9 protein-coding genes are annotated in these 14,073 nt (G+C 74.2%); 3 read left to right on the top strand and 6 right to left on the bottom strand.

Features of this window, described 5'->3' with window-relative positions:
• Window positions 1–30: 30 nt before the first annotated feature.
• Window positions 31–1,083, bottom strand: a complete 1,053-nt coding sequence (locus tag EBO35_RS17540) for an ATP-binding protein (RefSeq protein ID WP_122818871.1) — start codon at window positions 1,081–1,083, stop codon at window positions 31–33.
• A 247-nt stretch (window positions 1,084–1,330) separates the two neighbouring features.
• On the opposite strand from EBO35_RS17540, the gene EBO35_RS17535 reads away from it, so the two are divergent.
• On the top strand, window positions 1,331–2,821 hold the full coding sequence (locus EBO35_RS17535) for an NAD(P)/FAD-dependent oxidoreductase (RefSeq protein ID WP_122818870.1): 1,491 nt from the start codon (window positions 1,331–1,333) through the stop codon (window positions 2,819–2,821).
• A gap of 13 nt (window positions 2,822–2,834) precedes the next feature.
• Here the strand turns inward: EBO35_RS17535 and EBO35_RS17530 are convergent, their stop codons facing one another.
• Window positions 2,835–3,494, bottom strand: coding sequence for a PaaI family thioesterase (locus tag EBO35_RS17530; protein WP_122818869.1), 660 nt, complete (start codon window positions 3,492–3,494; stop codon window positions 2,835–2,837).
• Window positions 3,495–3,661: 167 nt separating this feature from the next.
• On the opposite strand from EBO35_RS17530, the gene EBO35_RS17525 reads away from it, so the two are divergent.
• Together EBO35_RS17525 and EBO35_RS17520 are read left to right on the top strand one after the other, a co-directional pair.
• Window positions 3,662–5,932, top strand: coding sequence for a SpoIIE family protein phosphatase (locus EBO35_RS17525; RefSeq protein WP_164478029.1), 2,271 nt, complete (start codon window positions 3,662–3,664; stop codon window positions 5,930–5,932).
• A gap of 121 nt (window positions 5,933–6,053) precedes the next feature.
• Window positions 6,054–7,097 (top strand): PP2C family protein-serine/threonine phosphatase, encoded by a 1,044-nt coding sequence (locus tag EBO35_RS17520; RefSeq protein ID WP_122818867.1) that lies wholly within the window; start codon window positions 6,054–6,056, stop codon window positions 7,095–7,097.
• A 27-nt stretch (window positions 7,098–7,124) separates the two neighbouring features.
• Here EBO35_RS17520 and EBO35_RS17515 read toward each other — a convergent pair whose 3' ends face one another.
• The 4 genes from EBO35_RS17515 to EBO35_RS17500 form a co-directional block, all read right to left on the bottom strand.
• The gene (locus EBO35_RS17515) at window positions 7,125–8,051 is read right to left on the bottom strand and encodes a universal stress protein (protein ID WP_122818866.1); all 927 of its coding nucleotides are present in this window, start codon (window positions 8,049–8,051) and stop codon (window positions 7,125–7,127) included.
• A gap of 77 nt (window positions 8,052–8,128) precedes the next feature.
• The gene (gene cydD, locus EBO35_RS17510) at window positions 8,129–11,485 is read right to left on the bottom strand and encodes a thiol reductant ABC exporter subunit CydD (RefSeq protein WP_122818865.1); all 3,357 of its coding nucleotides are present in this window, start codon (window positions 11,483–11,485) and stop codon (window positions 8,129–8,131) included.
• A complete protein-coding gene (cydB, locus tag EBO35_RS17505; protein WP_122818864.1) occupies window positions 11,482–12,498 on the bottom strand; it encodes a cytochrome d ubiquinol oxidase subunit II in 1,017 nt (338 codons plus the stop codon). The genes cydD and cydB overlap by 4 nt, the downstream gene beginning before the upstream one ends.
• 22 nt (window positions 12,499–12,520) lie before the next feature.
• On the bottom strand, window positions 12,521–13,969 hold the full coding sequence (locus tag EBO35_RS17500; protein WP_122818863.1) for a cytochrome ubiquinol oxidase subunit I: 1,449 nt from the start codon (window positions 13,967–13,969) through the stop codon (window positions 12,521–12,523).
• Window positions 13,970–14,073 lie beyond the last annotated feature (104 nt).

Below are 14,073 nucleotides of genomic sequence, written 5' to 3'. Positions count from 1 at the left end.
GACGGGCTCCGGCTGACGGGGAGGCGCGGGTCAGGACACGCTGCTGTGACGGCCGGGCGCCGAGCCCGGAGGGGCCGACCGGGCGTCGTCCGGCTGGGCCGCGCCGTGGCCGGCCAGGCCGTCGTCCCCGTGACGCCCGGCCCGCTCGGCCTGGTCGGCCTGGCTGGGCGGCTCGCGGTGTTCGGGCGCGACGGCGCTCCACGGCCGCGGCGGCTCGCCGCGGCCCTGGCGCACGAACTCGCCGAGGTACCACTGTTGGAAGGTGCGCTGCTCCTCGGTCCGGGCCAGGGACAGCAGCCGCTGCTGGCGGCAGAACTCGTCGGCGAGGTCGATCATGTCGATGAAGCGCGCCATGGTGCGGGTGTCGTTGCGCGAGACCGTGACCTCCAGGCCGGCGCTCGCCTTCTCGCCGGCGGCCGGCTCGTCGAACCCGCCGAGGCCGACCCCGTCGCGCAGGTGCCGGTCGAGGGCGGAGAACAGCTCGGAGAGGTCCTGGGCCAGCGGGTAGTCGTTCTGGTGGGCCAGCGCCAGCAGCCGGACCTCGCGGCGCAGCTCGCGGAAGTGCCGCTGGAACCCGGCGTACAGGTCCAGCGGGATGTCGTGGACCACGACCGTGACCGGGTCCTCGGGGGGCTCGACCGGGGCCTGCTCGTCGCCGGTGATGACCCCTGGCACGCCGGCGTCCTCGGCGAAGGCGGCCGCCGGGGCGAACCAGACGGTCTTGCCGTCCTCCTCGATCTCCGCGCCCCAGGCGTCGGCGCAGCGGGCCACGATGCTCAGGCCGCGGCCGAAGGTGAGCAGGAAGTCGTCCTCGTCCTCGGGCTCCACCGGGAGCACCGGTCGGTCCCGGGAGCCGTCGCGGACCTCGACCCGGGGGTGCTCGGCGGTGCCTCGCACGCGCACCTGGATCGGCGGCGCACCGTGGAGGAGCGCGTTGGTGACCAGCTCGGAGACCCCGAGCTCGGCGCACTCGAGCAGGTCGTCGCGGCCGATGTCCTCGAAGGTGCGTACCACCCACCGGCGCGCGTCCTGAACCCCTCGGGGACCAGTGCCCAACAGCAGGGCAGGCCGGTTCAACGGCACGGGCAGGGCTCCTGGATCAGGGCGGGACGGGAACGTCCGACATTCTTGTGCCGTTTACCCTCGAAGTGCGGGAGACAAACACCGGTGTCGCGAAGTTTGTTCAGTGCGCTCCCGGGCCCGACCCGCGCGACGCGGTCCGGGGTGTGTGAGCCACCAGACGGGGCACTTGATTAGCGGTACCTGGGCGAGGAGCGAGACAATTGCCGCTCCGGGATCCGTCCTCGAACTCGATGTAGGAAGGCTCGTCATGGCAGCCAGCTCCCAGGCACGTGACCAGGACCAACGCCACCAGGTGGTGGTGATCGGCTCCGGGTTCGGTGGCCTGTTCGGGACCAAGGCGCTGCGCCGGTCCGACGTGGACGTCACAGTGGTCGCCAAGACGACCCACCACCTCTTCCAGCCGCTGCTCTACCAGGTCGCGACCGGGATCCTCTCCGAAGGTGAGATCGCGCCCCCGACCCGCGAGGTCATCTCCGGGCAGGAGAACGCCCAGGTGCTCCTGGGCGAGGTCACCGACATCGACCTGGAGAAGCGGCTGGTCACCTCGCACGTCCTGGGCCGGGAGACCGTCTCGCCGTACGACTCCCTGATCGTGGCGGCGGGCGCGGGCCAGTCGTACTTCGGCAACGACCAGTTCGCCGAGTTCGCCCCCGGCATGAAGAGCATCGACGACGCGCTGGAGCTGCGCGGGCGGATCTTCGGCGCCTTCGAGCTCGCGGAGCTGGCCGCCGGCCGCGGCGAGCCGGTCGACCACCTGCTGACGTTCGTGGTCGTCGGTGCCGGCCCGACCGGTGTGGAGATGGCCGGCCAGATCGCGGAGCTCGCGCACCGCACGCTCAAGCGCGACTTCCGCGCCATCAACACCCACCAGGCCCGGGTCGTCCTCGTCGACGCCGCCCCCCAGGTGCTTCCGCCGTTCGGCTCCAAGCTCGGCGCCAAGGCCAAGCGCGAGCTGGAGAAGCTCGGCGTCGAGGTGATCCTCGGCGCGATGGTCACCGACGTCGACGAGCGCGGCCTGCAGATGAAGTTCAAGGACGACCGGATCGAGCGCATCGAGTCGGTCACCAAGATCTGGGCGGCCGGAGTCCAGGCCAGCCCGCTGGGCCGGACCCTCGCCGAGCAGTCCGGTGCGCCGCTGGACCGCGCCGGGCGGATCGGCGTGAACCCCGACCTGACCCTCCCCGGCCACCCCGAGGTGTTCGTCGTCGGCGACATGATCGCCCTGGACAACCTCCCGGGCGTCGCGCAGGTCGCGATCCAGGGGGCGAAGTACGCCGCGCAGGAGATCGACAACCGGCTCGAGGGCAAGCCCTCCCAGGGTCCGTTCAAGTACTTCGACAAGGGCTCGATGGCGATCATCAGCCGGTTCCGCGCCGTCGCGATGGTCGGCAAGCTGCGGGTCAGCGGGGTGCTCGCCTGGCTGATGTGGCTGCTGGTCCACCTCGTCTACCTGACCGGCTTCAAGAACCGGGTGACCGCGGTGCTGCGCTGGGCGGTCTCGTTCATCGGCCGGGGCCGTTCGGAGCGGACCACCACCGAGCAGCAGATCTTCGCGCGCAGCGCGCTGGCCCGCCTCGAGGGCGGCACCTCCGACCTGGTCTCCGAGCCCGGCGCGTACGACAGCGCCCAGGCGGCCGCGGACCAGGAGCGGCGCGCGCAGCTGGAGGCCCAGGCCGCCGAGGAGGCCCGGCTCACCGACGCCGGCGAGCGCGGCACCCGGCCCCCCGAGCGGGTCTGACCCGGAGCGGCGGCTACTCGAAGTACTGCGGGGCGGGCTTCTCTGCCGGGCGCTCGCGGGCCCAGCGCGGCAGGATGAAGACACCCTCGCCCTCGACCGTCACCCCGTCGGGACCGATCAGGTGGCCGCGGGCCCAGGTCTTCACACCCTCGCTCCGGTCGATCCAGGCCTCGCCGCGCAGGTCGCCCAGCGGGGTCGGCTTCCGGTAGCGCACGGTGAGGGTGCCGGTCATGCCGGGCCGGCCGCCGGACCCGGCTGCCTGGCCGAGGAGCTGGTCGAGGATCAGCGCCGAGACCCCGCCGTGCACGAGCGTCGGCGGCCCCTCGTAGGCCGCGCCGAGCCGGAAGTCCGACCAGACCCGGCCGCGACCGTCGTGCTCGATGCGCAGCGGGGGAGCGACCGGGTTGCGCACCCCGATCACGGCGTTGCCCCACGCCCGGTTGTTGCCGTCGGGGCGCAGCCGGACGCCGTAGGAGCCGTCCAGCTGGCGGCGGCGCAGCCGGGCCGTGATCGCCTCGATCTCCGCCTGCGCCGCCCGGACCTCGGCCTCGTCGGCCTCGGTGCGGATCGTGGCGTCGACCAGCTCCCGGACGGCGTGGGTGAACGGGGCGTAGAGCCGTTCCTCGCGCTCGACCTCGGCGGCAGGGATGTCCTCGGGGAGGTAACCGTTCACGCGGCGATGGTAGGGCCGGGTCGCTGGGGGCCGCTGGGCACGTCGACGGAGGGTCGGCGCCGATATGGTGGTGAGTCCGCCCCGCACCTGCTTTGATGAGCGACGGTTGGTCTGGTACGCCGGAACCAGCGAGCCGCCGCCCCCAGCCCGGTCCAGGAGCCAGCCAGTTGTCCCACCAGTCAGTTCACCCTGCGTGGTCCCACACCCCGGCGTACGCGCCGGCGGACCTGACCAACTGCGACCGTGAGCCGATCCACGTGCCGGGCGCGATCCAGCCGCACGGCGTGCTGCTCGCCACCGACGCCGAGGGGCGCCGGGTGGCGATGGCCTCCGACAACGCGGCCGGCCTGCTGGGCGGGGACCTGGCGCAGATCCTCGGGGCCGACCTCGCCGACGTGCTCGGCGACCGGGTCGCGGCGGCGGTGCGCGCGGCGTTCGACGGGCCGGGCGGCGACACGCTGCGGCTGAGCCTGCCGGAGGCGCCGGGCGGGGCCGCGCCGCTGACCGGGTCGGTCGACGTCAACATCCACCGGTCCGGCGACCGGTGGATCGTCGAGCTCGAGCCCGGCCTGGACGTGGCCGTCGCGATGCCGTCGTACCGCCTGGCGCGCGGCGCCATGCAGCGGCTGGCGCGCACGGAGAGCGTGCTGGAGCTGACCGGGCGGCTCGCCGAGGAGATCGCCTCGCTGACCGGCTTCGACCGGGTGATGGTCTACCGCTTCGACGAGCAGTGGAACGGCGAGGTCGTGGCTGAGCGGCGCCGCCCGGACCTCAACGCGTTCCTCGGGCTGCACTACCCCGCGACCGACATCCCGGCGCAGGCCCGCCGGCTCTACACGGTGAACTGGACCCGGCTGATCGCGGACGTGGACTACCGGCCGGTCGCGCTGACCCCGGTCCTGGACCCGGCGACCGGCGCGCCGCTGGACCTGTCCCACTCGGTGCTGCGCAGCGTGTCCCCGATCCACCTCGAGTACCTCGGCAACATGGGCGTGACTGCGTCGATGTCGGTCTCGCTGGTCGTCGAGGGCGAGCTGTGGGGGCTCATCGCCTGTCACCACTACTCGGGGCCGCACCGCCCCGGGCACGACGTCCGGGCCGCGTCGGAGTTCCTGGGCCAGTCCGCCTCGCAGCTGATCGCCGAGCGCCAGCGCGCCGACGCACGGGCCGCGCGGGCGGTGACCGACCGCCGGTTGGCCGGGGTGATGGCGCGGACCACCGCCAGCGGGGTCGCGACCCTGCAGGGCCTGCTCGACGACCCCGAGCTGCTGGACCTGATGGACGCCGGCGGGGTGGCGCTCTGCTTCGACGACGTCGTGGTGACCCGCGGCGCCGTGCCCGACGACGAGGCGGTACGCCGGATCGCGGCGCTGCTGCGCCGGGGCGACAACCTGGCCAGCTCCAGCGACCACCTCGCCGACCTCGACCCCGGCCTCGCGGACGTCAGCGAGACCGCGGCCGGTGCGCTCGTGATGGGCTCCGCGCCGGACCGCTGGCTGGCCTGGCTGCGCCCGGAGCTGCGCCAGGTCGTCGACTGGGGCGGGGATCCCACCAACAAGCTGCTCGCCCAGACCGAGGACGAGGAGGTGCGGCTGAGCCCGCGGAAGTCCTTCGAGAAGTGGCAGCAGGTCGTCCAGGGCCGCAGCGCCCCGTGGGCGCTGTGGCACACCGAGGCGGCCGAGACCCTCTCGGCCCACCTCGCCAGCCTGCTCTACCTGCACTCGCGCGAGCAGATCGACATGGCCGAGTCGCTGCAGCGCAGCGTGATCCCGACCGACGCGCCGCAGGTGGCCGGGCTGGAGACGGTGGCGCGCTACCTCCCGGCGTCGACCTTCCAGCTCGGCGGGGACTGGTGGGACGCGTTCCCGCTGGACGCGGACCGCTACGCCTTCGTGGTCGGGGACGTGGCCGGTCACGGGGTGGCCGCGGCCACGACGATGACCCAGGTGCGCTCCGCGCTGCGCGCCCACCTCGTCGCCGGCGAGTCACCGGGCTCCGCCCTGGACCGCACCGACCGCTTCATGGACAGCCTGCACGAGCACCTGATCGCCACCGTGATCGTCGGCACCGTCGAGCCGGCGACGGGGCGCGTGGTGCTGGCCGCGGCCGGCCACCCACCGCCGTTCCTGTTCCTCGGGGCGCGGGCCGAGGAGCTGCGGGTCTCGACCCGTCCGCTGCTCGGTCTCGGGGTCGAGTCCGGGCGGGAGACCGAGCTGGTGCTCGAGCCCGGCGCCACGCTGATGCTCTACACCGACGGCCTGATCGAGCGGCGCGGCGAGAGCCTCACCGACTCCCTGGCCCGGCTCGGCCGGCTGAGCGCCCCCGGGCCCGGTCGCGAGGAGCTCGAGCGCTGGGCGGACCAGGTGCTGCGCGTCGCGCCCGGCCGCCGCGACGACGACACCACGTTGCTGGCCTTCCGGCTCGATCGGGACGGCTGAGCGCCGCGACGCCCCCCCTGCTGAGCCCCCGCAGAGCCCCCCGCCGAGCGCCCGCCGACCCCTCGCCGACCCCTCGCCGACCCCCGCAGAGCCCGGCAGGACGCCGTGAAAGAGTGACGCCATGAGCGCGCTGATCGGGTCCCGGACCGGGTGGTGGCGCGATCGGGGCGTGTGGGCCGGGCTGCTCGCGGTCGTCCTCGTCGTCGGTCTCGACGCCGTCTCGGACGTGCAGCTGACCGGCGGCTACACGATCGGCGCCTTCGTCGCCTCGATCCTGACCACCTCCCGGCGCACCGCCGGGGTGGCGGTGGTCGCGATCGTGACCGCGCTCACCACCCGGCTGTGGGTGCCGGAGTTCGACCTCACCGACTGGGCGGTGCGGGTGCTGGTCTGCCTGGTGCTGGGCGGGCTCGCCGTGACGTCCGCGGAGCTGCGCGACCGGCGGGAGGCCCGGCTGCGCCGGCTCACCGTGATCGCCGAGACCGCCCAGCGGGCAGTGCTCGGCGCCACGCCCTCGGCGGTCGGCTCCGTGGGGTTCGCGTCGCGCTACCTCTCCGCCTCCGCGGAGGCCTCGGTCGGCGGCGACCTCTACGAGATCGCCTCGACGCCCTTCGGCATCCGGGTCATCGTCGGCGACGTGCGCGGGAAGGGGCTGCCCGCCGTGCAGACGGCGGCGTCGGTGCTCGCGGCGTTCCGCCAGGCCGCCTTCACCGAGCCGGACCCGGCCGCGCTGGCGCGTGCCATCGACGCGGCCGTCTCGCGGCTGATCGACGAGGAGGAGTTCATCACCGCGATCATCGCGGAGTTCCGCGATGACACGCTGACCCTGGCCAACTGCGGTCACCACCCGCCGCTGCTGCTCGACCGCGGACAGGCCCGGCTGCTGGACACCGGGGAGCCGACGCCGCCGCTGGGACTCCAGCCCGAGCCGGAGCTGGTCCAGCACCCGTGGCCGACGCCGGCGCGGATCCTGCTCTACACCGACGGGCTGGTGGAGGCCCGGGACGCGAGTGGGAGGTTCTTCGACCTGGACACGATCACCCGGGTGCTGCGGGATCGCCCGCTCGCCGACGCTCTCGACGACGTCGTGGAGCGGCTGCGGGACTTCGCCGGCGGCGGGCTCAGCGACGACGTCGCGCTGGTGCTGGCCGAGAACCGGACCTGAGGGTCCGGTCCTCGGCCCGGCCGTGGCTCAGCGGCGCGTCTCGTCCGGGATGATCGCGACCGCGCAGCGGGCCCGCTCCAGCACCGACGGGGCGACAGAGCCGTAGAGGAACGACGTGACCGGGTCGGCGTCGTGCCAGCCCACCACGACCAGGTCCATCTCCTCGGCGCCGGTGGCGAGCGCCTCGTCCACGAGGCCCCGCGCGAGCTCGAGGTGCACCTCGACGTCGGGGTAGCGCTCCGACATCCCGGCCACCGACTGCGAGAGCAGCACTCGCAGGTCCTCGACGGTCCGGTCCTCGGCGACCACGTGGTGGGGGGAGGTCGCGGCGAGCACGTCCCAGAAGCAGTGCATGACGGTCAGCGGCAGCCCGCGCGTCGCGGCGTGGCGGTAGGCGAACTCCAGGGCCGGCAGCGAGCGCTCGGTGCCGTCCGCGCCGACCAGCACGCCGCGGCGTACCACCTCGGGGCGCTCGGGGCGCAGCACGACGACCGGGCAGACCGCGTGCTTGGCGACCGCGACGCTGACCGAGCCGAGCAGCAGGCTGCGCAGCGGTCCGCGGCCGCGGGATCCGACCACGAGCAGGCTGGCGCGGTGCGCGGCGGCCAGGAGCAGGTCGCGCGGGTCGCCCATCCGGACCACGTCGACGACCTCCAGGCCCGGGTGCAGGTCGGCGGCGGACGTCGCGGTCGTGGCTGCCTGGGCCCGGGCCTCGCGGAGCATCTGGGCCTCGAGGCCGCCCGGGTCGACGCCGCCCGCGAGCATCATCGTGCGCGTTGTCGGCGTCATCGGCTCGACCGCGTGGACCACGGCGAGCCGGCGCCCCTCCAGGACCGCCTGCCGGGCCGCCCAGGTCAAGGCCTCCTGGCCCTGCTCGGAGTCGTCCAGCCCGACCACGATGCTGCCGGGGTGGATCACGTCCAGGTTGATGTCAGTGGTGTCGGTGGTGGTCATGACCCCATTGTCGCGGGCCCGCGCGGAGCCCGCCACGGCCCGCCGTCCCCGAACCGGTGGGACCTTCGGCCCGGTGGCTACCGGGCCTCGGTGAGGAGGCCGGCCGGCTCGCCGAGGTCGACGTGCCGGTCCAGCAGGTCGAGCCCGACGCTGTCGTGGGTGATCCACACCAGGCTGCGGCGGCGCGGGCCGGTGAGCAGCTCGGTGGCGAGCTCGGTGGCGGTCGCGTGGTCGAGGTGGGCCGTCGGCTCGTCGAGCACCAGCACCGGGTGGTCGGCGAGCATGGAGCGGGCGATCGCGATCCGGGCCCGCTCGCCGCCCGAGACCTGGGCGTGGCCGTCGCCGAGCCAGGTGTCCAGCCCGGCGGGCAGCGCGTCCAGCCAGGCGCCCAGCCGGGCCCGGCGCAGGGCGTCCTCGACGTCGGCGTCGCTCGCGTCCGGCCGGGCGAGCCGGACGTTCTCCACGAGCGTGGTCGCGAACACGTGCGGGTCGTCGTCGACCAGCCCGACCACGCGGCGTACGTCGTCGGGGTCGAGCTCGACGCTGGCTGTGCCGCCGAGCCGGACCGTGCCCGAGACCGGGTCGAGGAACCGCAGCAGCAGGGCCGCCAGTGTGGACTTGCCGGACCCCGACGGCCCGACGACGCCCACCCGGTCGCCGGCGTCGACGCGCAGCGAGAGGTCCTGCAGGGCCGGGGGCGCGGCCGGGTCGGCCGACCAGCTCGCGCTGACGCCGGCGACGTCGAGGTCGCTCGCGGCGGGCAGCGGCCGGGCCACGGTGGTGCGGACGGCCGGCTCGGTGCGCTCCAGGGCGGTCAGGCGCTCGGAGGCGGCGCGGGTCCGGGCGGCGAGGACCCCGGCGTCGGCGACGGTGGTGAGCGTGTCGGCCAGCGCCAGCGGGAGCAGCACCAGCAGGGCCAGGACCGGGCCGGAGACGGCGCCGTCGGCGAGAGCGGGTGCGCCCAGCCGGGCCATCACCGCGACCCCGGCGCCGCAGACCAGCAGCACGACGGCCCGGGCAGCTCCGAGCCAGGCGCCGGCGCGGACCGAGTCGCGGCCGAGCCGGTCGCTGAGGGCCGCCACCCGAGACACCGCGGACTCCTCGGCCTGCCACATCACCAGCTCCGGGGCCACCTGGGCGACCTCGACCGCGGCTGCGGAGAGGTCCGCGCGGTGCGCCACCGCCGCCCGCTCCGCGGACCGTCCGCCGAGCCGGGCGAGGCCGAGGGCGAGGCCGCCGCCGAGCACGCAGGTCGCGGCCACGACCGCGCCGGCGACCGGCAGCAGCAGGGCCGCGGCCAGCGTCGCGAGCACGGCGACCAGGGCCGCGGAGCGCAGCGGGAGCCGCACCCGCAGCGCGTCGTCGACCACGCTGTCGACGTCGTCGACCACCGAGGCGAGCAGGTCGCCGCGACGGCGGCCCAGCCGGGCCGGTACCAGCGGGACGACGGCGTCGTACACCTCGACGCGGCGGCGGGCGAGCAGCCGCAGCGCGACGTCGTGGGAGCGCAGCCGCTCGACGTAGCGCAGCGCCGGACGGGCCAGCCCGAAGGTCCGGACGCCCACGATCGCGACCATCAGCGTGAGGACCGGCGGGTGGGTGGAGGACTGCACGATCAGCCAGCCGGCGGTCGCGGTCAGCGCCACCCCGGCCAGCGAGGCCAGCGCCCCGAGAACCGCGCTGATCCCGAGCCCGAGGCGGTCGGCGGGCGTGTCATCGGTCCGGCCGGCGTCCGCGGGGGAGCGGTGAGCTGGCCACGCTTTCGGGGCCTCGGACGGTGGCAGGCTCACCGCTGCCGGGGCCGGGGCCGGGGCGGGGGCCGCTGCCGCGGCCGGAGCGGCCAGCTCGATCACGGAGTCGGCCAGGGCGACCAGCGCGGGGCGGTGTGCGACGACGACGACCGCCCGGTCGCGGCCGAGCTCGACGACGGTGTCGGCGATGACCCGCTCGGTCAGCTCGTCGAGGTGCGCGGTCGGCTCGTCGAGCAGCACCCACGGCCGGTCGGCGAGCACGACCCGGGCCAGCGCCAGCCGGGCGCGCTCGCCGGCCGACAGGCCGGCGCCGTCCTCGCCCAGGGCGCTGTCCAGGCCGGCGGGCAGGTCCCGGACCCGCTCCTCGAGGGCGACCCGGCGCAGCGCGGACCAGAGCGCGTCGGCGGTGGCGTCCGGGGCGGCCAGGCGCAGGTTGTCGGCGATCGAGCCCGCGACGAACACCGGCCGCTGGGACACCCAGGCGACCTGCTCACGCCAGGCGGGGCCGGCGACCTCGGTGCCGTCGAGCAGGACCAGCCCGGCGGTGCGGGGCACCAGCCCCGCGACGGCGCCCAGCAATGTGGACTTGCCGCACCCCGACGGGCCGGTGACGACAGTGACGCCCCGAGCGGGCAGGACGGCGTCCACCCCGTCGAGCGCGGGGACGGTGCGGCCCGGGTGCACCACGGTGAGCCCGGCGAGGACCAGGCCGTCCCCGGTCCGGGGCGGGGCGACCGGCCGGTCGGCCGGCTCCTGCGGCGTACCGGTGACCAGCTCGTGGACCTGCTCGAACGTCGCGACGCCCTCGGCGGCGGCGTGGAACTCCGCGCCCACCCGGCGCAGCGGCCAGTACGCCTCGGGGGCGAGCAGCAGCACCAGCAGGGCGGTGTCCAGGTCCAGCCCGCCGCCGGCGAGCCGGATGCCGACGGTGACCGCGACCAGCGCGACCGAGAGGGTCGCCACCAGCTCCAGGACGGCGGAGGAGGCGAAGGCCAGCCGCAGGGTCTGCATGCTGGCCCGGCGGTAGCGGTCGGTGACCCGCGCGATCGTGTCCGACTGGGCCCGGGCCCGGCGGTAGGCGACCAGGGTGGGCAGCCCGCGGACCACGTCGAGGAAGTGCCCCGACAGCGACGCCATCGCCCGCCACTGCTCCTCGGCGCGATCGCGGGTCGCGAGGCCGACCAGGGCGCCGAAGACCGGCACCAGCGGCAGCGTCAGCAGCACGATCAGCGCGCTGAGCCAGTCCAGCCAGGCCATCGCGGCCAGCGTCAGCACCGGCAGCGCCCCGGCCAGCACCACGGCCGGCAGGTAGCGGGTCAGGTACGGCTCCGCGGCCGAGACCCCGCGGGTCAGCAGCACCGCGTCGGCCGAGCGGACCTCGCGGCGGCGCAGCACCGCCCGCACGACCTGGCGACGCAGGGACGTGCCGACCTGGGCGGCCGCCCGGGCGGCCAGCACGTCGCCGGCCCAGCCGGTGAGCGCCCGGGCCGCGAAGACGGCAGCGACCGCGACCGCCCACCCGCCCAGGTCCTCCCGGCGTACCGCTGCCACCACCAGGCCGGTCACCGCCCAGGCCTGGGCGATGATCAGCAGCGCGCCGAGCACCCCGGCCGCGAGCACGCTGGCCAGCGGGCGCCAGGCCGGCGCCAGCTGGGCCCGCAGCCGCGGGTCGGTGGGCCTCATCGGTCGCCGGCCAGGACCGGCTCGGGGATGTGGTGGACCGAGATCCGCTTGCGGAAGACCCAGTAGGTCCAGGCCTGGTAGGCCAGCACCAGCGGCGTGAAGATCGCGGCGACCCACGTCATGATTCCCAGCGTGTACGCCGTGGCGGCGGCGTTCGTGGTGGTCAGGCTCGTCCCGCCGGTCAGCGTCGAGGGCATCACGTCGGGGAACAGGGCCAGGAAGAGCCCGGCGATGCCGAGCCCGATCGCGACGAACGTGCCGAGGAAGGCCCAGCCCTCGCGGGCCGCCTGGGCGGCGCCGATGCCGGCGAGCAGTGCGACCGCGGCGACCGCGAAGGCCACGGCCGAGGCGGCCGAGCCGCTGCTGAGCTGGGTCCAGCCGAGGAACGCCACGGCCACGACCGCGGCGGCGGCGCCGAGCCGGATCGCGAGGTTCCGGGCGGCGTGCCGGATCGGGCCGTCGGTCTTGAGCGCGATGAACAGCGCGCCGTGGGTGAGGAAGAGCAGCAGCGTCATCGCGCCGCCGAGCAGCGCGTAGGGGTTGAGCAGGTTGAAGAAGCCGCCGACGTACTCCAGGTCGCTGTCGATCGGCACCCCGCGCACGATGTTCGCGAACGCGACGCCCCACAGGATCGAGGGGACCAGCGAGCCGACGAAGATCACCGCGTCCCAGCGGGCCTTCCAGGTCGCGTCCTCGCGCTTGTGGCGGTACTCGAAGGCCAGGCCGCGCACGATCAGCGCCACCAGGATCAGCAGCAGCGGCAGGTAGAAGCCGCTGAAGAGCGTGGCGTACCACTCCGGGAAGGCCGCGAACGTCGCGCCGCCGGCGACCAGCAGCCAGACCTCGTTGCCGTCCCAGACCGGGCCGATGGTGTTGATCAGGACGCGGCGCTCCCGCTCGGAGCGCCCCAGCACCGGCAGCAGCATGCCGACGCCGAAGTCGAAGCCCTCGAGGACGAAGTAGCCCATCCACAGGATCGCGATCAGCGCGAACCAGACGGTGGTGAGTTCCATGAGTCGGTGTCTCCTGTGCGGATCAGTAGGCGAAGGCGAACGGCTTGTCCGCGTCGTCGTCGGTGCGGACCCGGGGCAGCTCGTCCTCGGCGATCGGGTCGGCCCCATGGCGGATGGCGCTGAGCAGCAGCCGGACCTCGATCACCGCGAGCAGGCCGTAGACGGAGGTCAGCGTGATCAGCGAGATCAGCATCTCGGTGGCGCTGACGCCGGGGGAGACCGACCGGGCGGTGGTCATCAGCCCGAAGACCGCCCACGGCTGGCGGCCCATCTCGGTGAAGATCCAGCCCATCGAGTTCGCGAACAGCGGCATGAACGGCAGCAGCGTGACCGCTGTGAACAGCAGCCGGCCCTGCGGCGACCGGCTGCGGCGGGTGGCCCACAGCACCCACGCCGCGACGGCCATGGCCGCGAAGCCGAGCCCCATCATGAACCGGAAGGTCCAGTAGGTGATCGGGATGTTCGGGGTGTAGTCCCCGGCGGAGTAGTACGCCGCGCCCGGGTCCTCGCCGTAGGTCTCCTGGTACTGCTCGCGCAGCTGGTTGATGCCCTTGACCTCACCGTCGAAGGTGCCGGTCGCGAGGAACGAGAGCAGGTTCGGGATCGTGATCGCGAACTTCTCCTCCTTCCCGTCGGGCGTGCCGATCGTGAAGACCGAGAACGACGCGGGCTCCTCGGTCTCGTAGAGCGCCTCGGCCGCGGCCATCTTCATGGGCTGGACCTCGGTCATCACCTTGCCCTGGAAGTCGCCGACGATGACGACGCCGAGACCGGAGACCAGCGTCAGCGCCGCCCCGGTGCGCACCGCCTTGCGCCACATCGTGGCGTCCTCGCTGCCGGGCGGCTGGCGGCGCAGGTGCCAGAAGGCGATGCCGACGACGAAGGCGGCGGCGGTCATGTACGCCGCGAGCAGCACGTGGGGGAAGGTCACCAGCTGGACCTTGTTGAACATGATCGCCGCGAAGTCGGTCATCTCGGCGCGGCCGGTGTCGGGGTTGAACAGGAAGCCGACCGGGTTCTGCATCCAGGAGTTCGCGGCGAGGATGAAGTACGCCGAGAACAGCGTGCCGAGGTGCACCAGCCACATGCAGGTGACGTGCAGCTTCCCGGAGAGCCGGTCCCAGCCGAAGATCCACAGGCCCAGGAACGTCGACTCGAGGAAGAACGCCAGCAGCCCCTCGATGGCCAGCGGGGCGCCGAAGACGTCGCCGACGAAGCGGGAGTAGTCGCTCCAGTTCATGCCGAACTGGAACTCCTGGACGATGCCGGTCACGACCCCGATCGCGAAGTTGATCAGGAACAGCTTCCCGAAGAACTTCGTGAGCCGCAGGTACATCGGGTTGCGGGTGCGCAGCCACGCGGTCTCGTAGCCGGCGACCATCGCCGAGAGTCCGATGCTGATCGGGACGAACATGAAGTGGTAGACGGTCGTGATGGCGAACTGCCACCGTGCGATGTCCAGCGGGTCCACGAGGGCTCCTCGAGCGAGATCTGGGATGTTCCCCGATCCTGCGGCCCGGGCCACCCCCGCCGGCACGGTCTGGCGTCCCCACCTGCGGGGGACCTTCGTCCCGA

Origin of the sequence: Nocardioides pantholopis (genome assembly GCF_003710085.1) — a bacterium.
GTDB classification, from domain to species: Bacteria; Actinomycetota; Actinomycetes; order Propionibacteriales; family Nocardioidaceae; genus Nocardioides; species Nocardioides pantholopis.
The sequence above is the reverse complement of the archived record's forward strand: the minus strand, read 5'-3'. Positions and strand labels throughout refer to the sequence as shown.